This is a genomic window from Capnocytophaga felis (genome assembly GCF_009684755.1).
Taxonomy (GTDB): domain Bacteria; phylum Bacteroidota; class Bacteroidia; order Flavobacteriales; family Flavobacteriaceae; genus Capnocytophaga; species Capnocytophaga felis.
The window spans coordinates 78,165-103,449 of sequence record NZ_BLBC01000003.1; the positions used below are offsets into that span (position 1 = coordinate 78,165).

A 25,285-nucleotide genomic window follows, 5' to 3' on the forward strand; every position below is an offset into this window, starting at 1 on the left:
ATATGAACAAACAGAATATCAAACAAATACGATATGACAAGGCTTATATGCGAATGGCTTTGGAATGGGCGAAACTCTCTCATTGTAAACGTAAACAAGTGGGAGCTATTATTGTGAAAGACAGAATGATTATCTCGGACGGATACAACGGAACCCCAACCGGATTTGACAATTGTTGCGAAGACGAAAACGGCGACACCAAATGGTATGTACTTCACGCAGAAGCAAATGCAATTATGAAAGTAGCTTCTTCAACTCAATCTTCACAAGGAGCAACGCTTTACATCACAATGTCACCCTGTAAAGAATGTAGCAAATTAATCCATCAATCGGGGATTAAACGTGTAGTTTACAAAGATGCCTACAAGGATGATGAAGGAATTGCATTTCTTGAAAAAGCAGGAGTTGAAATTGTGCATCTTTCGGATGTAGAATGATTACAAATCAGATGTAAAAAAAGCATTATTTTTTTACTTTAAAATAAGTTTTATATTTTTGCGGACAAATTAAAGTATTATGCCGAAAATTAAACTTTTAATTATATTTTTTCTTTTTGTTGGAGGTTTTCAAACAATTGTATCTCAAAATAACAATGGTAACAATGTAAATATGGACCCTCAGCAAATTTCTTCGATAAATCTTGATAAAATATCAGATGAACAACTCAAGACTTATTGGATAAAGGCTCAAAGTCAAGGATATACATTAGACCAACTTATTACAGCTGCCAGAATGCGAGGTATGTCAGACATACAAGCAATGAAATTAAGACAACGTATTTTGCAACTTTCAACCAGCAAAAAATCTGGTAATCAGGTTGAGGACTATTCTTTCCAAGACAAAGAGGAAGAATCTTTCGGATTTACAGGAAATGAAAACAAAGATTCTTTAACACTTCAAAATAAAAAAGATTCTATCTTCGGAATGAATTTTTTCAAAAATCCTAAAATTTCATTCACTCCAAATATGAATATGGCAACTCCTGAAAACTATCAGGTAGGACCAGGTGATGAGCTTTTAATTGAGATTTGGGGAGCTACAGAAGCTTCTTTCAAACAAAAAGTTGATACACAAGGCAATATATTCATAAATGCTATCGGGAAAATTAACGTTTCAGGGTTATCTTTTGAAGATGTTAAAACAAAAGTCAACTCGTATTTGAAACGAATTTACTCCGGTATTTCCGCACCCAATGGCAGTTATAACAAAGTTTATACGGGAGTTACCATCACTCAAGTAAGAACTGTGAAAGTGAATATAATAGGAGAAGTTACTGTTCCCGGTACGTATTCCTTAAGTGCTTTATCGACTGTTTTGAATGCTTTGTACGCTTGTGGAGGTCCAACAGAAAATGGTTCTTTCAGGGAAATTAATTTGGTTCGTAACGGACAAAAAATAGCTACTTTTGACGTTTATGAATTCTTAATTCACGGAAGCGAAAAAGGAAATTTACCTCTTAAAGATCAAGATGTTATCATAGTTCCTCCTTATTTGAATCGGGTATTAATTGAGGGAGAAGTAAAACGAAAAGGAGCCTACGAAACCAAAGAGGGAGAATCTTTGGCAAACCTAATTACTTTCTTTGGAGGTTTTACTTCCGATGCTTTTACTAACACTTTGGTTGTTGAGCGTATCAAAAATGCAAAACGAGAGGTAAAAGAAGTAGCTTTTGAGGATATTTCAAGCTTTTTAATGCAAAATGGAGATAAACTCAAAGTACACCCAATTACAAACGAATATCAAAACAGACTAAGCATCGGAGGAGCTGTTTATCAGCCAGGTACGTATGAATTTAAAGAAGGAATGACTGCTTTTGATTTGTTAAATCGGGCTAATGGAGTACGAAAAGAAGCTTCTTTAGATAGAGGATTAATATTCAGAACTTTAAATCGTGTGGATTATCAAACTATCAATTTTTCTGTGAAAGATTTAATTGAAGAAAAAAATAATATTCCTTTGATAGATAACGATAGTATTCACATTTTCTACAAAGATTCTCTTCAAATGGCTCGTTTCATTAAAGTAGAAGGAGCTGTTAATAAACCAAAAGAACTTCCCTTTATGGAAAATATGACTGTTGGGGACGTTATTGCTTTGGCAGGCGGACTTTCACAAGGGGCAGATGCTTCAACAATTGATATTTTCCGAGAAATCAATGACGGCGATTTCAGAAAATTAAGTCAAGATTTCAAAGTTTCTGCTAACAATGAACTAATACCAGCAAAAGGCGATTCCATTAAATTGCAACCTAATGATATTATATCAATTAGATATATAAAGGGTTACACTCCAATGCAAACTATTACTGTGGAGGGAGAGGTTTTGTATCCGGGAATATACAGTATTCGTAGCAAAGATGAACGCATTTCTGACCTCATTGAACGAGTGGGAGGCTTTTCGCCTTATGCCTATATCAGAGGAGCGACTCTCGTTCGTAAAAAATTAGATGAAGGTGACATCAAGCAAGAACAATTTCTTGATGAAATGATTATGGCAAGTAACATTGGAAGTGATAACAATCAAGCTTTAAAAAAGATAGAAAAAAAATCAACTGAATACCGAATCGGGATTGATTTAAAAAAGATTTTAGAAAACAAACATAGTAAATACGATTTGATTCTGAGCGAAGGAGACGTTTTGCTGATTCCTTCTGAAAAACAAACCATTGAAATTAAAGGAGAAGTTTTGGCACCGTCATTAGTACGTTACGAAAGAGGATTATCTTTAAGAGAATACGTAAACCGAGCAGGAGGTTTTTCTGACAGAGCAAAAAAACGTTCTATATACGTGATGTACGCTAACGGAGATATTAAATCAACCAATAATTCTCTTTTCTTTAAAAATTATCCGGAATTGGAACCAGGGGCTATAATCATTGTACCTTCAAAGCCTGAACGTCAACGACTTTCAACTTCTGAAACTATTGGAATTATCTCTGCAATTACAACAATGGGAGTTTTGATTTTTAATGTATTAAAAAAATAATAAATGGATAATAATCAGCATAAAAAGGAAGACGAAATAGATTTGCTTGAATTATTTCACAAATTGTGGGCTAAAAGAAAATCTATTTTAAAATTCACATTATTTTTCTTCATTTTAGGAGTAATCATCGCTTTGATTTCTCCCAAACAATATACAGCCGTTACTGTTATGATTCCTCAAACTTCTGGTGACAAAATATCTGCTGGTGGATTGGGAGGGCTTGCCGCTATGGCTGGGATTAATTTAGGCGGAAACTCAACAGAAACCATTCCTGTGAGTACCTATCCTAAAATAGTAGAAAGTATTCCTTTCAGAAAAAAACTCTTACAAACTCCATTAAAGTTCGACAATTTAAATGAAGTGATTTCCTATGAGGAATACTGTAAAAAATACGCTAAACCCGGTATCCTTAGTAATATAAAAAAATACACAATCGGGTTGCCGAGTTTGTTGTTTGGTAAGGAAGATAAAAACGAAAAGCAACTTTTTGGTAAAACGGATTCCATTTGGTCTTTGTCCGATGAGGACAAAACTATACTTGACGGTATTAGTGGTCAATTAGCAATCGATGTCAGTGAAAAAGAAGGCGTAATAGTACTTTCATATTCAATGCCCGAAGCCTTGCCAGCTGCCCAAATGCTGCAAAGTACGCAAGTATTGTTGCAGAAAACGATTACTGAGTTTAAAATTCAAAAAGCTAATGATGAACTAGAATTTATAAAACAACGGTACGAAGAAGCTAAAAGCGACTTCAAAGCAAAACAGTTTGCTTTAGCACAATTCCAAGATCAAAACAGAGACCTATCCACCTTATTACCTCAAACAAAACTAGAGCAGCTACAATCCGATTACAACATTTCTTTTAGTGTGTATTCTGAATTAGCCAAACAACTGGAAGCCAAACGAATAAAAGCAAAAGAAGAACATCCTATTTTCACGATTATTGAGCCTGTTAGTGTTCCAAACGAGCCTTCAAAGCCAAAACGAGCGACGACTGTAGCCATCTGGACTTTCCTCGGATTTGTGGCAGGAACTAGTTTCGTATTTATCAAAGATTTCATCAAAAAAATCAAGAGTAATAATATCAATAATGAGTAAAAATTGAGCAAACTTTTTCAAAAAGATAAATCTTTATTCTGATAAATAAAATATTATTGTATCTTCGCAACCTGTATGAATATTTACGACATTGAAACTATAAAATTATTGCTTGATAAACGATTGAAAATAAGCATTATCCCTCACAAAAATCCTGATGGCGATGCAATAGGAAGTTGTTTGGGTTTGTATCATTATTTAAAAACTCATAATCAAGATGTTAAGGTAGTATCTCCTAATGATTTTCCCGATTTTTTCAAGTGGCTTCCTGAGTCGGAGAATATTATCATTTATGATAATGACCCAAAAACTGCTACTGAACAAATCGAAAAATCAAAATTGATTTTTACGCTGGATTTCAATTCACTCAAGCGAGCTGATACGCTAACTCCATTATTGGAATCTTCTGAGGCTACTTTCATTATGATTGACCATCATCAAGCTCCTGAGGATTACGCAAAAATCACATTTTCTAACCCTAATGCAAGTTCCACGTGTTCAATGATTTATTCTTTCATTGACGCTATGGGAGATAAGAACGCTATAAATCAAACCATTGCTACTTGTTTATACACAGGCATTATGACCGATACCGGCAATTTTAAATATGCCTCAACCACAAGTAACACATTCAAAATAGCTTCTTTTTTGATTGAAAAAGGTGCTAATAATAGCCAAATCAACAGTAATGTATTTGAGAATAATTCCTATGACAGAATACAACTAATGAGTGTAGCTCTTAAAAATATGGTTTACCTAAAGGAACACAACACCGCTTACATTACACTGACTTCAGAGGAATTGGCTAATCATAATTGCCAAAAAGGCGATACTGATGGTTTTGTAAATTATGGTTTAACCATTAAAGATTCAAAATTGGCTGCTATTTTTATCCAAGAAAAGAACTATATAAAAATTTCTTTTCGTTCTAAAAATCAGCACGATGTAAATGCTTTTGCTCGAAAATTTTTCAATGGAGGAGGGCACATTAATGCTGCCGGAGGTAGATTTGATGGCACAATGGAAGAAGCCACTGCTTTTTTTCTGAAAGTATTACCTGAATTTCATTAATAATCGCAAAGTAAAGAAAGTATGTTAAAAAAATGTATTTTTTTGATTATAATAGCCGTTTTAGGAATAGCTTGTAGTGAAAAACAGGCTCGTCGTCCTATTTCTGTTAAAAGTGGCAATACTTTTCTAAAAGAGTCAGCGGAGAAAAACAAAAAGTTACTCAATTCTGAAGAAGCTCTCATTGACTCCATTATCAAAAAGGATACATTACACAATTTTATTGATTCACAGCACGGATTCAAGTTTTATTACACTCAGCAAAATCCTGAGGCTACTTACACAGCTCAGTTTGGAGACAAGGTAACTTACAACTACAGCATTTCCGACATCAATGGAAATGAAATTTACGAAGAATCAAAAGAAATTGATTATCAATATTTTGTTGAAAAAGAAGAACTTTTTTTAGGACTTCGGTCTGCTTTAAAAATTTTGAAAGAAGGAGAAAGTGGTGTTTTCTTTTTCCCTTCCGAAATTGCTTACGGATATCGTGGAGATAAAGATAAAATCGAAAGTAATCAGCCAATTATTGCAAAAATACGAGTAACAAAAATTGAAAAAAATAATAATACACAAGAAATAAATAATAATCAAAAAGATACAATTCAGAAATCGAATTAAATCAATCGAATTTTCAAGTAAAATTTAATTAAAAATCAATATTTTATGAAACGAATGAATGTAATTATGTTGTTATTTGCAACGGCTATTTTCTGCAGTTGTAAATCACAAAAAACTTCTAACTTAGGAGACGGATTATTTGCTGATATTCAAACCAATAAAGGCAATATCGTCATAAAACTTAATTATAAAGAAACGCCCGTTACGGTGGCAAACTTTGTAACATTGGCTGAAGGCACAAACTCTTTTGTTAAAAGTGAATTTAAAGGTAAACCTTATTACAATGGCGTAATTTTCCATCGTGTTATCAAGGATTTTATGATTCAAGGTGGTGACCCAACAGGAACAGGAATGGGCGACCCTGGTTATCGTTTTGAAGATGAATTTATTGATCACTTAAAGCACGATAAAAAAGGAATTCTTTCAATGGCAAATGCCGGTCCTGCAACCAATGGTAGCCAGTTTTTTATAACTCACGTGCCAACTCCTCATTTGGATGGCAGACATACCGTTTTCGGCGAAACTGTTGAAGGTTTGGAGGTAATTGACTCCATTGCCAATGTGGCTACTGCAGAAGCGAACAGACCTATTGAAGATGTGAAAATTAGCAAAGTATTGATTATCCGCAACGGAAAAGAAGCTGAAAAATTCAACGCTATAAAAACCATTGAAGATTATTTTGCCAATGCAGAAAAAAGAGAGAAAGAAAAAGAAAATAAAATTAAACAAGCTGTAAATTCTTTCTTAGCTCAAGTAAAAGAACAAGAGCCTAAGGCTAAAGTTCTTCCTTCTGGAGTAAAAATTTTCACTCTAAAAGAAAGTAATGGAGAAACTCCTAAACACACACAACAAGTTCTGGTAAATTATGCAGGATATCTAACTGACGGTACGTTATTTGACTCAAATGTAAAACAAGTTGAAGAAGCTTTCGGAAAATACAACATAGCTCGCGACAGAGGCAATGGATACGCTCCAATTCCTATGCAATACAGCAAATCTGCACAATTAATCCCTGGGTTTAAAGAAGCTTTACTTACTTTAAAAGTAGGAGAAAAAGCACGTGTTTTTATCCCTTCTGCCTTAGCCTACGGAGAAAGAGGAGCTCAAGGAGTTATTCCACCAAATAGCGATTTAATTTTTGATATTGAAGTTGTGGGAATCGCACAATAAAAATACAATCTTTTTGAATACAAAAACAGTGTGATTTTAGTTATCACTAAAAAATAAATTGCACTACAATAATATTTCCAAAAAAACGCTACAATGTAGCGTTTTTTCATTTTTGAACTATCTTTCACGTATCAGAACTTTGGCTAAAACATTGTATCTTTGCTAAAAATATGAAATTTTGCAATCACTTTTGAACATACGTCATTTTTACAAACCTTTTCAGCCAGTATCTCAACTCGCTGATAATGTTTCTTATACGGAATTTTTCCCCGATAAAAAACTATTGCCTTTCATCTACTGCTATTGGCAATTTAAAACAAAAACACAACTTACTGAAAACTATCAATATAGAGTGATTTCCGACGGTTGTATTGATGTCTTTTTTGAATTAGAAAATCCCGAAGAAAGTTACCTTATGGGCTTTTGTAAAAGTTATACCGAATTTCCGTTAGGTAAGCAATTTAACTATGTGGGAATTCGATTTTTACCTTCTGCTTTTCCACTAATTTTCAGACAAAATGCCAAAGAATTGAGCAATAATGACATTCGTTTGAATTTGGTTTTATCCGGTTTAGCAACATTTATTGCTCATAAATTCGACAATGTGAAAAATATGAAACAGATTAAAAATGAATTAGATAAATTCTTTCTTAAACATTTGGAAAAGGCTGATTTGAGTATGGACAACCGATTTTACAAAGCCTTGGAAATCATCTTAAAATCACAAGGTAACACACGTATAATCAAAGATTTAGATACGGGAATTAGCCCTCGTCATCTCCGCCGATTGTTTGAATTTTACATTGGCGACACTGCAAAAACTTTTAGTCAAGTAGTTCGTTTTCAGTCTTTTTTGAAGGCTAAAACTTCTAATCAAAATAATGATAATCCATCATTTTACGATATGGGTTATTACGACCAATCGCACTTTATCAAAGAATTTAAAGCTTTTTATGGAGAAACACCGAAGAAGATTTTGTAAAAATTATGCTTGAGATATAAAAAAATGTAATTTTGCAGGAAGAAACTTTCTTACTAAAATTAATGAAAACAAATGATATTAAGAAATTTAACAAATATTTACGATAATCTAAAATTGAATAAAGAAACATACTATCTATTTAATTTTGTCAAAAACAAAGTTTGTTTTGAAGTCTTATTTGATATATTCCCCACTCCTTTTCAATTACATTTTTTACAAAGAGAGAATAACTTTTCATTTCATATAGATGTTGAAGTAAATTTTAAAATAAATCTCTTTTTAGATTCTCAAACATATAGAGGGCTTTGTGAAGTTTTAGGATTATCTTTATCAAAAAATAATCCTTTTAGTACAAAATCTTTTTTTGAAGAATTCAATTTAAATATCCCCAATTACCAATTCAGAAAAAAAGAAGAAAGAGAATTATTAGCATTCTATCAGAATGATATAGAAGAAGCAGATAAACTTTATTTCGACGGAGTTATAGAGTGGAATAAAATAAAAAATGGTAAAAAAGTAACTTATAAAAATCTTGAAAAAACTAGAATTCTATATCCTAAGCTCTATGACTGGTGTAAAAGAGAAAATGTGAGCATACGATACACTCACATTGAGAAAAATGATGAAAAACATTTAATAGAAGAAACAATACAGAGGATTACTGGTTAGATATGCTGAATCAGAAATATGAAACCTTATTACAAATTTTATGAAGAAATAGATGAAGATAAACTATTTAAGGGACTTTTAGCTTTTGGTTTATTTTCCGAAAAAATACCCAACTTTCTATCATCAGAAAAGTTTTTTGAGTATATAAAAACAAAAAAATTTCCATATGGTGATAAGAAACCAACAGATTATATAAGATATTCAAATATGAGGAATATCAATATTCCCCGACCTTTATCCATTCCTGATCCATTTTCGTATGCTAATCAGGTTAAAATAATAAAACAAAATTGGGTAAAAATTAAAGAGCATTTTAAAACAAAGAGTAATAACCAAAATCATAAAGTAAGCAGGATTCATATAAGAAACCTTTATGATAAGGAATCTCTATTTGAAATGAATTATAAAAACTTTGAAGACGATGGTAATCCTGAAAATAAATTATTTATAAAAAATAAATATGTTATAAATGTAGATATATCAAATTGTTTTCCAAGTATTTACAGTCATTCTATTTCTTGGGCTCTAATAGGCAAAAATATCGCTAAACAACAAAGTGGTAAAAATTTTGAAAATGAATATTTTAATCAAATTGATTTTTATACTCGTAATTTAAAATTTGGAGAAACTAATGGAATTTTAATAGGACCACATTCATCAAGTATTATTTCAGAAATAATTTTGTGTTGTATAGATTATGAGCTATGCAAATTAGGATATAAATTTTACAGAAATATTGATGATTATATTTGCTATACAAACTCTTATGCAAAAGCTGAAAAATTTATTATAGAGATAACCGAAGAGTTGAAGAAATATGAATTGTCTCTAAATAGTAAGAAAACAAAAATAACAAAACTACCTCAAGCGAGTGTTACTAATTGGGTAGCACAGCTTAATCACTATTATTTTAAGGATGAGTATCATACTATAAATGGAAAAATAGGGTTAAAATTATCAGAATTAAGAAATTTCATTGATTATTCTGTAAAAATTATGACAGAAAATGATAATAACTCTGCTATTTTAAATTATATGATAAAGATGCTCTCTAATAAGCATTTAGGAAGCAAAGCTAAGGAGTATTATATTGATAAAATTCATCATTTAGTGTTGTTGTTTCCTTATTTAGTATTAGTGTTAGAAAAAGATATTTTTGAGAAACATAATATAGGTAAAGAAAAAATTAGAGAAATATCGGAAGATTTATACGAACAAGGTAACATTCGAAAAAACCATGAAATTTGCTCCTATGTTATATATTTCTCACTAAGATATAAGTTTCGATTAAGTGATAAGATTTCAAATAAACTAAAGGAAGATTCTATAAATTCGAGTGATTGTATTTTTTTAATATTAGCATATCTTTATGATAAAAAATATCGGGATAAGAAATATTTAAAAGAATACAAAGATTTAGCAATAGAGTATTATAATGATGATTTTGGTAGATATTGGTTATTTTGTTATGAAGTTTTAACTCAGAATGAATTAAAAAATCACTATAAAGATTTAAAGAAGAATAAAGTAAGTTTTATTTTAAATGAATTTTTATGAAGAATGTCCCTTTTTTCCTATTTTAATTTCATTACTCTCCATAATTTTGCCCCAATTCAAACAAATATGAAGAAATTATTTTTAGGGATTCTTATATCTTTTGTGAGTATAAGTTGTTATAAATCAAATAAAAATTCAGAAAAAATGAAATTAAACGCAGGAATTATCACCGAAAAATTGGCAGAAACTAAAGCCTTTTATACCGAAATTTTAAACTTTGGCGTGAGCTTCGAAAACGAATTTTACCTTTTGCTCCACACACCCAACCGAGAGGCTGAAATCAGTTTTTTGCTTCCCAACCACCCGAGCCAACAGCCTATTTTTCATCAACCGTTTCAAAATAAAGGTGTTTATCTAACCATTGAAGTAGAAAATGTAGATGAAGTTTATAAGGAACTGAAAAACAAAAATATTCCGATTGAGATTGAATTACGAGACGAACCTTGGGGCGACCGCCATTTCGCCATTAAGGACCCCAACGGCATCGGAATAGACATAGTAACTTATTCAGAACCTGATAAATAAAAAAATAGAGACGCCAAATATGGCGTCTCTATACATTCGTATCAATACAAATCTAATAATCAATTGCTTATATCAAGTGATATATTTTTCTATTCCGATAAATTCTATTTTTCTTGAACTAAGATATTGTTTTTAAACAAGTTTCGTGAATTTTCAATAAAAATATTCATTGATTCTGTTGCTTTTTCATCTAAATCTTTGAAGTTTTCAGATTCATACTCCTTACACGGAAGTATTTCAAAAAGATGATGTTTACTGTTGATTTTCTGGGTTTTATTTACCCAAACCAAATGATAACCGTGGTCAATAATTTGAGTTGTTTGTCCGTCCTTGAACAATTTTATTTCCAACATCGCACCGCCATCACAAGGACTTTTTCGCTGATTTGAAACAAAATTTCCTAAAGAATATGCTACCAAACGTTCGTTATGCAAGCTTGTCATCGGGGTGTAATACATTGGTTGCAAAACGTGTGGATGCCCTCCAACAATTATATCAACTCCGTTAGAAAATAAAAAATCCGCAATTTCTTCCTGCTTTTTATTCTGTTTTTGCTGATATTCCACTCCCCAATGAATTACCACAATTAGTTTATCAAGATTTTGCTCCTTTGCCTTTTCTAAATCTAATTTAATATTCTCTAAATCAATCAAATTCACTATGGTAGGTTCAGGAATAGGCAAACCATTTGTGCCATACGTATAATTTAAAATCCCGACAGTTATTCCATTTTTTGACAAAATTAAAAGATTATTTTCATCAAAATCTTCTTGATTTCGGAAAGTTCCTGTGTGAGCTATTTCAAGCGAGTCTAAAACATCTAAAGTCCTGATTATTCCGTTTTTACCTCTATCACACGAATGATTATTTGCCGTAACGAATACATCTATTCCGCTTTCCTTGCAAGCAACTGCCAAGGCATCGGGCGACGAAAATTGTGGATATCCCTTATAAGGTTTTCCTGCCAAAGTTACCTCCAAATTAGCAATTGCAAAATCAACCTTTTCAAATAAATGTTTCACTTTTTCAAAAACAGGCTGATAATCATAGGTTTTTGTTTCAGAATTATATGCTCCGTCAATTTGCGGATTGTGCCCCATTACATCTCCCATAAACAAAAGAGACATTGTATTGCCTGATTGCTGAGCATTTATCTTGAAAACAAAGATTAATAGTAGTGAAAAAAAGATTTTTCTCATTGCAAATTTTTTCGCAAAAATAGTAAAATCTTCAATAATCAAGTATTTTACTTCTCTGCTCCTACTCTATGTAACTTTTGTTACAGAATCATTGCTTTTGATGTGTTATTTTTGCCTTTGATTAAATACAAAACACATTTTTATGGAATGGATTACACAGCCTTGGCCGTGGTACATAGGCGGACCTTTAATTGGCTTACTGATGATTTTACTGATTTTAATGGGAAAAAGTTTTGGTTTTTCTTCTAATTTCAGAACGCTTTGTTCAGCAATGGGAGCGGGTAAATCGTGCAATTTCTTCAATTTCGATTGGAAATCTCAACGTTGGAATTTATTATTTTTGGTGGGTTCAATTTTAGGAGGAACAATTGCTTTTTACTTCCTTTCTGACAATCAAGTTCCTGCAATTTCTGAACAAACCATTTCAGAACTCAAACAACTTGGTTTTGAAAGTGCTGGAACAATGTACTCACCTTCAGAGCTTTTCAATGATTTATCTGTGAAGAATATATTAATTCTGCTCATTGGCGGTATGCTTATTGGCTTCGGAACACGTTACGCCGGAGGCTGTACATCAGGACACGCCATTTCAGGATTAAGCGACCTGCAATTTGGTTCTTTGATTGCTGTAATAGGCTTCTTTATCGGAGGGCTTATAATGTCTCATTTGTTATTACCTTTAATATTTGGATAAAATGAAAAATCTGATTTACATACTTTTAGGAATTATTTTCGGTATCATAATGTACAAAACCGAAACTGCATCTTGGTTCAGAATTTATGAAATGTTTCACTTTCAATCATTTCATATGTACGGATTTATCGGAGGAGCTTTAGCTGTTGGAGTATTAGGAATTCAATACATAAAACGAACAAACGAAAAAGATTTTGACGGCAAACCTATTGTTATTCAGCCTAAAGAAAGAAAAATTGCTCGTTATTTAATTGGTGGAACTTTCTTCGGGTTAGGCTGGGCGTTAGTCGGGGCTTGTCCGGGACCAATGTTCGTATTGTTAGGAGCTGGTGTTTGGTCAATTTTGATTGCTATTGTGGGTGCCTTGATTGGAACGTATCTGTACGGAGTTTTAAAAGATAAATTACCTCATTAATTGCTACATTTTCAAGATAATATCGTAAATTTGCACAAGCAGATTTTTCTGTATTTATCTTATAAATTTTCCTTGTTGATAAGTTCAGAAAATCAGAATAAATTATTGACTAAAACAGTAACAAAATGACTTACAGAGAATTAGTTACAGAAGCTTATAATCATACCTTTGAAAAGGAATTAATTTCTGAAATAGTTGATGTCGCTCACTTTGTGGAATTTAAGGAAGACGATGTTATAATGGATATCGGGATGTACATCAAGGCGGTACCTTTAATCTTATGCGGAACCATCAAAGTTATGCGAAGAGATTTTGATATCGGTGAGTTATTGCTCTACTTTATTGAAAAAGGCAACACTTGTGCTATGACTTTGGGTTGTAGCACAGGAAACAAAAAAAGTGAAATCAGAGCCATTGCCGAAACAGACGGAATTGTAGCGATGATTCCTATTCAAAAAATGGAAGAATGGTCAGGAAAATACAGAAGTTGGCGAGCTTTTGTTTTTGAAAGTTACAACAATCGTTTTGAGGAACTACTTTCTGCCATAGATAACATTGCGTTTATGAATATGAATGAACGCCTATACAACTATCTTACAGAACGAAGCAAAATTGAAAATTCAAAAATCATTAACAAAACACACCAAGAGATTGCAGGAGAGCTAAATAGCTCACGCGTTGTTATTTCCCGACTGTTGAAAAATTTTGAAAAAGAGCAAAAAATAAAACTCAACAGAAATAGCATTGAGCTTTTATAAGATTTTACTTCTTTTCTGTGAGATACTTCCAATATCTTTTGGGAAGATGTTGTAGATGAAGTTTTTTATTTCTGCGTTCTTTAATGTTCGTGCTATTGAAATAATTCTTCCAAAGCAGTTCAAAATTATGTTCTTTTTCGTGCAAAAGATGTGAAGGATTGTGAAGGTTCATTTTCATCTGAGCATCAGGCACAAAGAAATCAATTTGTTCTAAATCATAATGAACTCCGTACGCTCTTCGAAGGTCATAAATCATCCATTTTTGAGAAGCATATCGATTTTTGAAGTGTGGAACGATAAGAGGCAAAACATCAAAATCCGGCTCAATATGAGCGTAAAACGAAGAATCTTGAAGTTGCTGAAAACGCACAAAAGCCTCCATACGATGTTTTTCTCTTCTTACGGATTTTATTATTTTGGAAATCTGCATTATATAATTATCTGCAAAATTCTGGAAAATGTTTCTCTTTTCCTGAACGAGATATTTTACTGCGTACAAAATCAATTTTTCTCGGATTTCATTTTCTGACAGAAAAACCAAAAGTAACATTTTCACAGCCGTTTTGCCTGCGTACTTTTCAATGTCTTTTACAACGCGTTCTGCCTTTTCCGAACTAGTAATCACGAAATGTTTTTCAGCAAACAAATGAGACGTAACAAGCTGATTATCTACAATATCAACATCATCATATTTGTACTCAAACACCTCAAAAACGGCAGTAAGTAATCCTTCAAAACTACCGTCATAAATCATTTGTATCATCAGAATAAACTCAATTGTTGCGAAAAATCTTTTTTATATTTTGACTGAGAATTTTTCAGAATAATTTGACGCAAATACACCGTATCCAAATGCTTTAAAAAAGGATTAGAAGTTGAAAAATCAATAAAAAATTTAGCTCTGTTTACAGCTACTCCCATTTTTTTAAGATGCTCTATTCCAATAGTTTGAAACCTTCGTGCATTAACTATTTTTTTGGCTGAAATTTGCCCTATTCCGGGTACTCTCAAAATCATTTCTAAAGGAGCTATTTGTAAATTCACCGGAAATTTATCTATATTTCTTAATGCCCAAGCCAACTTCGGGTCAATCTCTAAATCCAAAAAAGGATTGTTAGGTTCAAGAATTTCCTGTGCCTGAAATCCGTAAAAACGCATCAACCAATCGGCTTGATACAACCGATTTTCCCGAACCATTGGCACAGGTGTGGAAAGAGCCGGCAACCTATTATCCTCCGTTATTGGCACATATCCAGAATAATAAACCCGCTTCAAATTAAATTTTTTATAAAAGTAATCGGCACTTCTTATAATCTGAATATCAGTCTCTCCGGCTGCTCCAATAACAAATTGACTGCTTTGCCCTGCCGGAGCATATTTCGGAGTAGATTTGATGATTTTCTTTTCGGCTTTGTGCTTAATAATTTCGTTTTTCACGTAATCCATCGGCTTCATCATTTCCTGATGATTTTTCTCGGGAGCAAGAAGTTTCAATCCTGAAACAGTAGGAATTTCAAGGTTTATACTTAATCTATCTGCATACAAACCAGTCTCAAGAAGCAACTCTTCGGAAGCTCCCGGAATGGTTTTCAAGTGTATGTATCCGTTAAATTTGTGTGTTAATCTGAGTTCTTTCGCTACACGCACCAAACGTTCCATCGTATAATCAGGACTTTTGAAGATTCCCGAACTTAGAAACAATCCTTCAATATAATTTCTCTTATAGAAATTAATCGTTAAATTCACGACCTCTTCAACTGTGAAAGCCGCCCGCTGAATATTGTTACTTTTTCTGGAAACACAATAAATACAATCGTAAATGCAGTGATTTGTAAGTAAAATTTTCAACAAAGAAACGCATCTGCCATCTTCCGTATAAGTATGGCAAATTCCTGAAAAAGAGGAATTTCCCAATCCTCCTTTACTATTTTTTCTATTTCCTCCACTGGAAGAACAAGAAACATCATATTTCGCTGCATCGGCTAATATGGAAAGTTTTTCGTTGATTCGATCAAAATTCATAGAATAGTTTTTCAATATTATTGTTTAGGATTTATTTGCTTGTTACTCTTCAAAATATTTTACAGTAGTTTTCACATAACTTTCCAATTTCTCAGGATTTTTAAGTATTTCCAACTGATTTTCAGTGATTTTTGAAGGACGACTAAAGCTTTTGTAACAGCCATCTTTACTTATCACAATATTATGAGGAATTCCTGCTATTTGAAAAGTTTCTCTCGTTTGCCTGTCATTGGTTGAATTTAATTGAATTCCTGCAGGATTTTTTTCTGATATATATTTTTCCCACCAAGAGCGTTTCGTATCCAAAGAAACATCTATAAAAATAAGATTTTCATCATTTTTAAACATTTCCTTAATTTCTTCCAATTTTGGTTTTTCAGCCATACAAGGTCTGCACCAAGTAGCCCAAAAAGTTACATAAATTGTTTTTCCTTTAAAATCAGTTAATTGAACGTTGTTTCCATTTATGTCATTAAATGTATATTTAGGTAATTTTGTGGAAGAAGGTTCTCTAAAATCCCATAATACGCTAACGTTATGTAAATTACCCATTTCATCAACATAAAATCCTTTCTTCCTGACTATCAATGGCTGTGATAGCAAAAAATATCCAAAAATCCCAAATAAAGGAATCAAAAATAAGAAACGAATTTTGAGTGAAATTTCTTTTCGAGAAAGTAACAGAGCCAAAACGGCACATAAAATCAGTATGAAAATAAACGGAAGATAAAAAAACTTCACCGGAACAAACGCAAAAAGTCCCATCAGCAAAAAGGGAATTAAAGACAACTTCGTTCTCTGATTGACAAATCCGGCAAGATAAAATCCTACACAGGTCATCAAAATAGGAAGCCACTTTAAAGTCCTCAATTGATGTATTCCCAGCAATCTCGCTAACAAAAAAATTACTCCGAAAGCCGTTACGCATACAAAAATTCCTGATGCCAAACGCTGAATGTTTTCTGCTCTTTTCATAGTACGAAAATTTTCAGCAAAGATAATATAATTTCAAGTTCATCACAAATAAAAATACTGACAAAAAGTCATTTATTTATCCCTACAAAACGTTAAAGTCAATTTAAAATATTAATAAACAGATATTTAAAATTTATCATTCAAATTTAACCACTAATAAATCCCACACAAAACACAGACAAAATGTCACACAAATAACATCGGCACAAAAGTTGAAAATACCTCGGTGAACACAATTATTAAAATAATTTTTTAAAACTATGAATTTTAACAACTATACCATCAAATCGCAAGAAGCCGTACAAAGGGCACAACAAATTGCACAAGGATACGGACACCAAGAATTGCAAAACGAACACTTTTTCAAAGCCATTGAGGAAATTGATGAAAATGTATTGCCTTTTCTATTAAAAAAACTGAATATCAATAAGGAACAACTAAGCAATGTTTTAGAAAAAGCTCTGCAAAGTTTTCCGAAAGTAAGTGGCGGACAAATGTCGCTTTCTCGGGAGGCAAACACAATGCTCAACGAGGCGGCTAACATCGCTAAAAAAATGAACGATGAGTATGTTTCCATCGAGCATCTTATTTTAGCTATATTCAAGTCAAACAGCAAGATAGGTCAGGCTTTGAAAGACCAAGGCGTTAAAGAGAAAGACATCGAAAAAGCCATTCAGGAATTACGCAAAGGCGGAAGGGTAACTTCGGCTTCGGCGGAAGAAACCTACAATTCGCTCAATAAATACGCCAAAAATCTGAATGAATTGGCTGACAACGGAAAGCTCGACCCCGTTATCGGGCGTGATGAGGAAATCCGTCGTGTATTGCAAATCCTTTCTCGAAGAACCAAAAACAACCCGATGCTTGTAGGTGAACCCGGTGTGGGAAAAACAGCCATTGCCGAAGGATTAGCACATCGTATCGTTCAAGGAGATGTTCCTGAAAATCTGAAAGATAAAGTAATTTATTCGCTGGATATGGGGGCACTTATCGCAGGAGCAAAATACAAAGGTGAGTTTGAAGAGCGGCTGAAATCGGTAGTGAAAGAAGTTACTTCATCTGACGGAAATATCATTCTTTTCATCGATGAGATTCATACACTCGTGGGGGCAGGCGGTGGCGAAGGTGCAATGGATGCCGCCAACATCTTAAAACCTGCTTTGGCTCGGGGTGAATTGCGTGCCATCGGGGCAACTACGCTCGATGAATACCAAAAATATTTCGAGAAAGATAAAGCCTTAGAGCGTCGTTTCCAGAAAGTTATGGTAGAAGAACCCGATACGGAAAGTGCCATTTCTATTCTTCGAGGAATCAAAGAAAAATATGAAACACACCATAAAGTTCGTATTAAAGATGAGGCGATAATCGCTGCCGTAGAACTTTCAGAACGTTATATTACAAACCGATTTTTACCCGATAAAGCCATTGACTTGATGGACGAAGCCGCAGCCAAACTCCGTATGGAAATCAATTCCAAACCCGAAGAATTGGACGTTCTCGACCGAAAAATAATGCAGTTGGAAATTGAAATCGAAGCCATCAAACGTGAAAATGATGAGGACAAACTCAAAATTCTCAACGTAGATTTGGCAAATTTGAAAGAAGAACGCAACGGAATTTTCGCCAAATGGCAAAGTGAGAAATCAGTTATCGATGAGGTGCAAATTACCAAAGAAGCCATCGAAAATTATAAACTCGAAGCTGAAAAAGCCGAACGTGAAGGCGATTATGCCAAAGTAGCCGAACTCAGATACGGAAAAATTAAAGAAGCACAGGATAAACTAATTTCTTTGCAGCAAAAATTAGATGAAGCTCAAAGCAATTCGCTTATAAAAGAGGAAGTTACTTCGGAAAACATCGCAGAAGTAGTTGCTAAGTGGACAGGAATTCCCGTAACGAAAATGCTGCAAGGCGAGCGTGAAAAACTACTCCGATTGGAAAGCGAATTACACAAACGTGTTGTGGGACAGGAAGAAGCTATCCAAGCCATTTCCGATGCCATCCGCCGAAGCAAAGCAGGTTTGCAAGACCCGAAAAAACCTATCGGTTCATTCCTTTTCTTAGGGACAACTGGGGTAGGAAAAACCGAACTTGCCAAAGCTCTTGCCGAGTATCTGTTTGATGATGAGAATGCCATGACGCGTATCGATATGAGTGAATATCAGGAACGCCACGCAGTAAGCCGATTGGTAGGGGCACCTCCGGGATATGTCGGATACGATGAAGGTGGGCAACTTACCGAAGCCGTTCGTCGTCGTCCGTATTCGGTGATTTTGTTGGACGAAATCGAAAAAGCTCACCCCGACACCTTTAATATCTTACTGCAAGTTTTAGATGAAGGTCGCCTAACTGACAATAAAGGACGCACCGCCGATTTCAAAAACACCATCATTATTATGACTTCCAACATTGGTAGCCATTTAATTCAGGAAAGTTTTGAAAAACACGCCAATGACATCCAAAAAGCAACGGAAATTGCCAAAGATGAGGTTTTGCAACTATTAAAGCAAAGTGTTCGTCCTGAGTTTATTAACCGAATTGACGATATTGTGATGTTTACGCCACTCACTCGCGAAAATATCCGAAGTATTGTACGCTTGCAGTTACGTTCCATCATCAAAATGGTGGCTCGTGAGAACATTTTACTTGACGCTACTGATGAGGCAATCAATTACTTGGCAGAAAAAGGCTTCGACCCGCAGTTTGGAGCTCGTCCCGTAAAACGAACCATTCAAAAAGAAGTGCTGAACCAGCTTTCCAAAGAGATTTTAAGCGGAAAAGTACATAAAGATAGTGCCATTCTTTTAGATTCATTTGGCAATCAGTTGGTTTTTAGAAATAACTAACAGAAAATCACTAAAATGGTTAGTGTGCATAATTATTCACAATACAACTTTGTCAGAAAAATATTTCTGACAAAGTTTTTGTTTTTGATATTTCTATGCAAAGTAATTAATTGTTTTTAGGAATATTACATTAATCAAAAAACGAAAGAAAAACCTCTATAAATCAACTTCTTTATAAATAATTTTGAAATTTCGATAAAAAGATATAGCTTTGCTCGGTACTTAAAGCATAAGATATGAGTGTATTAGTTAATAAGAATTCAAAGATAATTGTTCAGGGATTTACTGGTAGTGAAGGAACTTTTCACGCAGAACAAATGATTGAGTATGGCACAAATGTAGTTGGTGGCATCACTCCGGGTAAAGGCGGTCAGCAACACTTGGGAAGACCTGTTTTCAATACGGTAAAAGAAGCCGTTACCAAAACCGGAGCCGATGTATCCATTATTTTCGTGCCGCCGGCTTTTGCTGCCGATGCCATTATGGAAGCTGCCGATGCGGGAATCAAAGTTATCATTACCATTACGGAAGGAATCCCCGTAGCAGATATGATTAAGGTAGCCAACTACATAAAAGGGAAAGATTGTCGCTTGGTAGGTCCTAACTGTCCGGGGGTAATCACTCCCGAAGAAGCCAAAGTAGGAATTATGCCGGGATTCATCTTCAAAAAAGGAAAAGTAGGCATTGTTTCAAAATCGGGAACACTGACCTACGAAGCCGCTGACCAAATCGTACGTCAGGGATTGGGAATCAGTACCGCTATTGGTATCGGAGGCGACCCGATTATTGGAACAACCACCAAAAAAGCCGTAGAGCTATTGATGGACGACCCTGAAACCGAATGTATCGTAATGATTGGAGAAATCGGAGGGCAATTGGAACCCGAAGCAGCACGCTGGATTAAAGAAGGAGGAAATAAAAAGCCCGTCGTTGGTTTTATAGCCGGCGAAACAGCTCCGAAAGGACGCACAATGGGACACGCAGGAGCCATCGTAGGAGGTACTGACGACACCGCCGAAGCAAAGAAACGCATATTAAAAGAATGTGGCATTCACGTAGTGGATTCTCCAGCAAAAATAGGTGAAAAAGTAGCCGAAGTTATCAAAACATAATTCTTTTTAAGTATGTACAAAAGCAGAATTCAGTGTAAGGAACTTCTGCTTTTATTTTTTTGTTTCACAATTACTAAAAACTTTAAATTATACATAACAAATTACTTATTTATAACACAAATGCAAACGAACGAAATACAATATTATAACAATGTATTGGAATTAATGGGAAATACACCCTTAATTTCCTTAGAAAAAATTACAAAACACCTAAAAGGACACTATTTTGCCAAAGTGGAAGCCTTCAATCCGGGGCATTCAGCAAAAGACCGTATCGCACTTTATTTAATTGACGAAGCAGAACGCAGCGGAGAGCTAAAACCCGGCGGAACTATCGTCGAAAATACCTCAGGCAATACAGGATTCAGCCTCGCGATGATTAGTGCTATCAGAGGTTATCGCTGTATTTTGGCAATCAGCGACAAATCATCGCAAGATAAAATAGATATGCTCAGGGCACTGGGTGCGGAAGTACACGTCTGTCCGGCAAGCGTTCCGGCTGATGACCCTCGCTCCTATTACAAAACTGCCGAGCGTCTTCACAAAGAAACACCCAACTCTATTTACATCAATCAGTATTTCAACGAGAAGAATATTGACGCCCACTACCACTCCACAGGAAAAGAGATTTGGGAACAAACCGCCGGCAAAGTAACGCACGTGATAGTTTGTAGCGGAACAGGCGGAACCATCTCAGGAATAGGACGCTATCTGAAAGAAAAGAACCCAAATGTAAAAGTTTTAGGAGTAGATGCCGAAGGTTCTGCCATAAAAAAATACCACGAAACCCGCGAGTTTGACCCGGCAGAGTTGCATTCTTACCAAGTAGAGGGATTGGGCAAAAATCTTATCCCTACCGCTACCGATTTCGATATTATTGACGAATTTGTTAAAGTAAACGACAAAGAAAGTGCTTTGGCAGCTCGCAAAATTACCACTGAAACGGGAATTTTCTGCGGATATACCAGCGGTTCGGCATTTGTTGCAACAGAAAAATATGCTCAGAAGGGAACTTTTGATGAAAACAGCATAGTGGTAATTCTTTTCCCTGACCACGGTTCGCGTTATATGAGCAAAATTTACAGTGACAAATGGATGAAAGCACAAGGTTTTTTGGAATAATCCTTATAACCGAATCGGGCTTTTAGCATATTTTCAAAAATAAGGAAATCACAAAGAGATTCTCATAAAATCTCTTTCAAAACAGATAAAAATCAATTCATAACAAAGCATTTTTATCAATATATTTTCTATTGAAAAATAAAATCAATAAATTTCTAAACAGAAATTGGTTGTCAGCAAACAAGAACAATGAATTTCTGTTTAGAAATTGACTAAAAAGAAAGCAAAACACCGAATTTCTGTTTAGAAATTTGCCATCAACAAACAGGAACAATAAATTTCTGTTTAGAAATTGATAAAAATAATAAGCTGTCAATTTCTGTTTGAAAACGTAACACTAACATTAAATTATACCATTATGAAAAAAGTAATTACATCTGCTCGTGTTACCGAACTTGGCGATATTGCCAACCGATTGTCAGAGCTTTACAAAAAAACAACCGCCTTACAAGATGACAATTTCCTTTCCACCCACTTTTCCGAACTGGAAAAGCAAGGCAAAGCCATTACTGCTGCCGTAAAACGCGATAGTGTGCTTTCAAAATTGAAAGAAATTGATTCACGACGTGATGATGCCGTTCGGGTACTCTCAAAACTGCTTACGGGATATGAAAACATTCCCGAACAAACGCTCAAACCGCACGGAGAGAGGCTTGCTGCGATTTTCAAAAAGTATGGTGTAGGAATCACGGACGAAAATTATTCGAGCGAATCGAACCTCATTGAATCATTATTGGCAGATTTTGCAACGGAAGAAGCAGTTGCCTCCGTGTCAGCCCTTGCGGGCGTTTCGCAAGCTCTCGATAACCTGAGAAAGGAGCAAAATGTGTTTGCCGAAGCCCGTGCCGAGTACGAAAAAGCACGCTCCGAGTGGGAAAATCAGCCCTCGGCAACTTCTCTGCGTAAACCATTGCTGGAAATTGTCAATAAAAAGATTATCCCCTACCTGATTGCGATGCAAATTGCGGACAATTCCAAATACGGGAGTTTTATTTCGGCTGCTTCAAAAATCATCGAGAGTGTCAATGACGTAATACGAGGAAGAAGCAAGAAATAACAGCAGGCAATCCGGCAAAAATCATAACGGAAATAACGTTTGACTACATTGCGGAACGTACTTTGCGTAAAGGTATTTTTCCTAAAGGGTGGCTTGTGCATAAAAGTGAAAACGATGACGATGGAAATACGCTAAAACATTGTAATCAAACATAAAGGATTCGGAGTTTTTGGCACGGTTCATTGAGTTAGCGGACAGAAATTACAATATTTGCTCTTCCACCGATGAATTTTGAGCCGAGCAATCCTGAAAAATCCAAAAAATGCACGTATCTTTGTGCCTCAAAAAAGGAGTTATTATTAAAGAAACAAAATAAAGATGAAAGATTTATTTGACAGAATAAAAAACGACAAAGGAAATATCGGACGTTGGGCTTCACACGCCGAAGGATACTATGTTTTCCCAAAATTGGAAGGCGAATTGGGACCCAGAATGCAATTTCAGGGGAAAGAAATCCTCAATTGGAGCATTAACGACTATCTGGGGTTAGCAAATCACCCCGAAATCCGTAAAGTAGATGCCGAAGCAGCAGCCGAATACGGAGCCGCCTACCCAATGGGAGCAAGAATGATGAGTGGACACACCTCAATGCACGAGGAGTTAGAAAGAAATCTGGCGGAATTTACTCACAAAGAAGCCGCCTACCTGCTTAACTTCGGATATCAGGGAATGGTTTCTATCATCGATGCGTTGGTAACCAAAAATGACGTGATTGTTTACGATGTGGACTCGCACGGTTGTATTATTGACGGGGTGCGTTTGCATTTCGGTAAGCGTTTTACCTATAAGCACAACGATGTGGAGAGTTTTGCCAAAAACATTGAACGAGCTAAAAAATTGGCGGATACCACAGGCGGAGGTATTTTAGTAATTACCGAAGGGGTCTTCGGAATGCGAGGACAACAAGGTAAACTCAAAGAAATTCTTTCATATAAAGAAAAGTACGGTTTCCGTATTTTGGTGGACGATGCTCACGGCTTCGGAACGCTCGGAAAAACAGGAGCCGGAGCCGGTGAAGAACAAGGTGTTCAAGACCAAATCGACTTGTATTTCTCTACTTTTGCCAAATCAATGGCAGGAATTGGGGCATTTGTTTCGGGAGATAAAGAAATCATTGACTACTTGAAGTACAATTTGCGTTCGCAGATGTTCGCCAAATCCCTACCGATGATTTACGTAAAAGGAGCTTTAAAACGTTTGGAGATGCTTCGCACGATGCCCGAACTGAAACAGAAACTATGGGACAATGTAAATGCTCTGCAAAACGGACTCAAATCACGCGGATTCAACATTGGTGATACCAACACTTGCGTAACGCCTGTTTTCTTGGAAGGAAGCATTCCGGAGGCGATGGCAATGGTAAATGATTTGCGTGAGAATTATCGTATTTTCCTATCTATTGTGGTGTATCCGGTAATTCCGAAGGGAATGATTCTACTGAGAATGATTCCGACCGCTTCTCACACAATGAAAGACATTGAAGAGACACTCAATGCCTTTTCGGCTATTCGCGAGAAATTAGAAAGCGGTGTCTATCGCAAACAAAACGAAGCACTTGCCCAAGAAATGGGACATATGTAACGAATTGTACGTAACAACAAATATAATGGTAATGTAAGGGGCGAATTGCGGTTCGCCCTTACTAATTGTTAAAATATCTTCACAGAAAACGAATGCTTGTAATCATTCCCACATATAACGAGATTGAAAATATTGAAGCCATCATCAGGGCGGTTTTTGAGCAATCCGAAAGGTTTCATATTTTGGTGGTTGATGACAATTCTCCTGACGGAACTTCCGAAAAAGTGCGGGAACTTCAAACTTTCTTTCCCGAAAGGCTTTTCTTAGAAGTCCGAACAGAGAAAAAAGGCTTGGGAACGGCTTATATTCACGGATTTCAGTGGGCTTTACAGCATAATTACGAATATATTTTTGAAATGGATGCCGATTTCTCGCACAATCCTGCCGATTTGCTGCGTTTATATGAGGAATGTGCCAAAAACGGAAGTGATATGGCTATCGGTTCGCGGTATATACGAGGAGTTAATGTTGTAAATTGGCCTCTTTCACGTATTTTGCTTTCGTACGGAGCGTCTTTGTACGTAAAAATCATCACAGGAATGAAAATTCACGACCCCACCGCCGGTTTTATCTGCTATTCCCGAAAAGTAATTGAAGCCATTGAACTTGACAAAGTTGAATTCGTGGGGTATGCTTTCCAAATCGAGATGAAATACAAAGCTTATCTTAAAAACTTTAAAATCACGGAAGTCCCCATCATTTTCACCGACAGAGCAAAAGGAAAATCCAAAATGAACGGAAGCATCATCAAAGAAGCCATTTGGGGAGTGATTGCTATGAAATTACGAAATATTTTTTAACTTTGCCCTCCACTTTTCCATATAAAGAT

The 25,285-nt window shown here is 35.1% G+C and carries 23 protein-coding genes; 19 read left to right on the plus strand and 4 right to left on the minus strand.

The genetic code is table 11. The features are described 5' to 3' along the window. Positions 1–2 precede the first annotated feature (2 nt). From GN105_RS00375 to GN105_RS00420, 10 genes are all read left to right on the plus strand, one after another. Positions 3–437 carry a deoxycytidylate deaminase gene (locus GN105_RS00375; RefSeq protein WP_155283484.1) on the plus strand — a complete coding sequence of 145 codons (435 nt, stop codon included), beginning with the start codon at positions 3–5 and terminating at the stop codon, positions 435–437. Between the two features lie 79 nt (positions 438–516). Next, positions 517–2,985 carry an SLBB domain-containing protein gene (locus GN105_RS00380; RefSeq protein ID WP_155283485.1) on the plus strand — a complete coding sequence of 823 codons (2,469 nt, stop codon included), beginning with the start codon at positions 517–519 and terminating at the stop codon, positions 2,983–2,985. 3 nt (positions 2,986–2,988) lie between these two features. Further along, entirely contained in the window at positions 2,989–4,083 is a 1,095-nt protein-coding gene (locus tag GN105_RS00385) for a Wzz/FepE/Etk N-terminal domain-containing protein (protein WP_155283486.1), read from the plus strand. Between the two features lie 75 nt (positions 4,084–4,158). After that, entirely contained in the window at positions 4,159–5,154 is a 996-nt protein-coding gene (locus GN105_RS00390) for a DHH family phosphoesterase (RefSeq protein WP_155283487.1), read from the plus strand. 21 nt (positions 5,155–5,175) lie between these two features. Continuing rightward, positions 5,176–5,772 (plus strand): gliding motility-associated peptidyl-prolyl isomerase GldI, encoded by a 597-nt coding sequence (gene gldI / locus GN105_RS00395; RefSeq protein ID WP_155283488.1) that lies wholly within the window; start codon positions 5,176–5,178, stop codon positions 5,770–5,772. Positions 5,773–5,817: 45 nt separating this feature from the next. Beyond that, positions 5,818–6,942 (plus strand): peptidylprolyl isomerase, encoded by a 1,125-nt coding sequence (locus GN105_RS00400; protein ID WP_155283489.1) that lies wholly within the window; start codon positions 5,818–5,820, stop codon positions 6,940–6,942. Between the two features lie 190 nt (positions 6,943–7,132). Beyond that, positions 7,133–7,924 carry an AraC family transcriptional regulator gene (locus GN105_RS00405; protein WP_155283583.1) on the plus strand — a complete coding sequence of 264 codons (792 nt, stop codon included), beginning with the start codon at positions 7,133–7,135 and terminating at the stop codon, positions 7,922–7,924. Positions 7,925–7,996: 72 nt separating this feature from the next. Then, complete coding sequence (locus GN105_RS00410) at positions 7,997–8,593, plus strand: DUF6037 family protein (RefSeq protein WP_155283490.1); 597 nt, start codon at positions 7,997–7,999, stop codon at positions 8,591–8,593. A gap of 18 nt (positions 8,594–8,611) precedes the next feature. Beyond that, positions 8,612–10,150, plus strand: coding sequence for an RNA-directed DNA polymerase (locus GN105_RS00415; protein WP_155283491.1), 1,539 nt, complete (start codon positions 8,612–8,614; stop codon positions 10,148–10,150). Positions 10,151–10,294: 144 nt separating this feature from the next. Next, positions 10,295–10,675 carry a VOC family protein gene (locus GN105_RS00420; protein WP_155283492.1) on the plus strand — a complete coding sequence of 127 codons (381 nt, stop codon included), beginning with the start codon at positions 10,295–10,297 and terminating at the stop codon, positions 10,673–10,675. A gap of 104 nt (positions 10,676–10,779) precedes the next feature. Here GN105_RS00420 and GN105_RS00425 read toward each other — a convergent pair whose 3' ends face one another. Beyond that, positions 10,780–11,874 (minus strand): CapA family protein, encoded by a 1,095-nt coding sequence (locus GN105_RS00425; protein ID WP_155283493.1) that lies wholly within the window; start codon positions 11,872–11,874, stop codon positions 10,780–10,782. A 142-nt stretch (positions 11,875–12,016) separates the two neighbouring features. On the opposite strand from GN105_RS00425, the gene GN105_RS00430 reads away from it, so the two are divergent. The 3 genes from GN105_RS00430 to GN105_RS00440 all read left to right on the plus strand — a co-directional run bounded on the left by GN105_RS00430 (position 12,017) and on the right by GN105_RS00440 (position 13,741). Then, entirely contained in the window at positions 12,017–12,568 is a 552-nt protein-coding gene (locus GN105_RS00430) for a YeeE/YedE family protein (protein WP_155283494.1), read from the plus strand. 1 nt (position 12,569) lies between these two features. Continuing rightward, the gene (locus GN105_RS00435; protein ID WP_155283495.1) at positions 12,570–12,983 is read left to right on the plus strand and encodes a DUF6691 family protein; all 414 of its coding nucleotides are present in this window, start codon (positions 12,570–12,572) and stop codon (positions 12,981–12,983) included. A gap of 125 nt (positions 12,984–13,108) precedes the next feature. Beyond that, on the plus strand, positions 13,109–13,741 hold the full coding sequence (locus tag GN105_RS00440) for a Crp/Fnr family transcriptional regulator (RefSeq protein WP_155283496.1): 633 nt from the start codon (positions 13,109–13,111) through the stop codon (positions 13,739–13,741). 4 nt (positions 13,742–13,745) lie between these two features. Here the strand turns inward: GN105_RS00440 and GN105_RS00445 are convergent, their stop codons facing one another. The 3 genes from GN105_RS00445 to GN105_RS00455 are packed head-to-tail and all read right to left on the minus strand — an operon-like array spanning position 13,746 to position 16,738. After that, positions 13,746–14,504: a TIGR03915 family putative DNA repair protein gene (locus GN105_RS00445; protein ID WP_155283497.1), complete on the minus strand. Its 759-nt coding sequence runs from the start codon at positions 14,502–14,504 to the stop codon at positions 13,746–13,748. Then, positions 14,504–15,763, minus strand: a complete 1,260-nt coding sequence (locus tag GN105_RS00450; protein WP_155283498.1) for a putative DNA modification/repair radical SAM protein — start codon at positions 15,761–15,763, stop codon at positions 14,504–14,506. Before GN105_RS00450 ends, GN105_RS00445 begins: the two co-directional genes overlap by 1 nt. 42 nt (positions 15,764–15,805) lie before the next feature. Beyond that, positions 15,806–16,738, minus strand: a complete 933-nt coding sequence (locus GN105_RS00455; RefSeq protein ID WP_155283499.1) for a thioredoxin-like domain-containing protein — start codon at positions 16,736–16,738, stop codon at positions 15,806–15,808. A 260-nt stretch (positions 16,739–16,998) separates the two neighbouring features. Here GN105_RS00455 and clpB point away from each other — a divergent pair, with 260 nt between their 5' ends. The 6 genes from clpB (at position 16,999) to GN105_RS00485 (ending at position 25,256) form a co-directional block, all read left to right on the plus strand. After that, positions 16,999–19,584 (plus strand): ATP-dependent chaperone ClpB, encoded by a 2,586-nt coding sequence (clpB, locus tag GN105_RS00460; RefSeq protein ID WP_155283500.1) that lies wholly within the window; start codon positions 16,999–17,001, stop codon positions 19,582–19,584. A 236-nt stretch (positions 19,585–19,820) separates the two neighbouring features. After that, positions 19,821–20,696: a succinate--CoA ligase subunit alpha gene (gene sucD / locus GN105_RS00465; protein ID WP_155283501.1), complete on the plus strand. Its 876-nt coding sequence runs from the start codon at positions 19,821–19,823 to the stop codon at positions 20,694–20,696. Positions 20,697–20,816: 120 nt separating this feature from the next. Then, positions 20,817–21,818, plus strand: coding sequence for a cysteate synthase (gene capA / locus GN105_RS00470; RefSeq protein WP_155283502.1), 1,002 nt, complete (start codon positions 20,817–20,819; stop codon positions 21,816–21,818). Between the two features lie 358 nt (positions 21,819–22,176). Next, positions 22,177–22,875 (plus strand): DUF6261 family protein, encoded by a 699-nt coding sequence (locus tag GN105_RS00475; protein WP_155283503.1) that lies wholly within the window; start codon positions 22,177–22,179, stop codon positions 22,873–22,875. Between the two features lie 318 nt (positions 22,876–23,193). Further along, positions 23,194–24,456: a cysteate-C-fatty acyltransferase gene (capB, locus tag GN105_RS00480; protein ID WP_155283504.1), complete on the plus strand. Its 1,263-nt coding sequence runs from the start codon at positions 23,194–23,196 to the stop codon at positions 24,454–24,456. A 92-nt stretch (positions 24,457–24,548) separates the two neighbouring features. Continuing rightward, entirely contained in the window at positions 24,549–25,256 is a 708-nt protein-coding gene (locus GN105_RS00485; protein ID WP_155283505.1) for a polyprenol monophosphomannose synthase, read from the plus strand. The last annotated feature ends 29 nt before the right edge of the window (positions 25,257–25,285 follow it).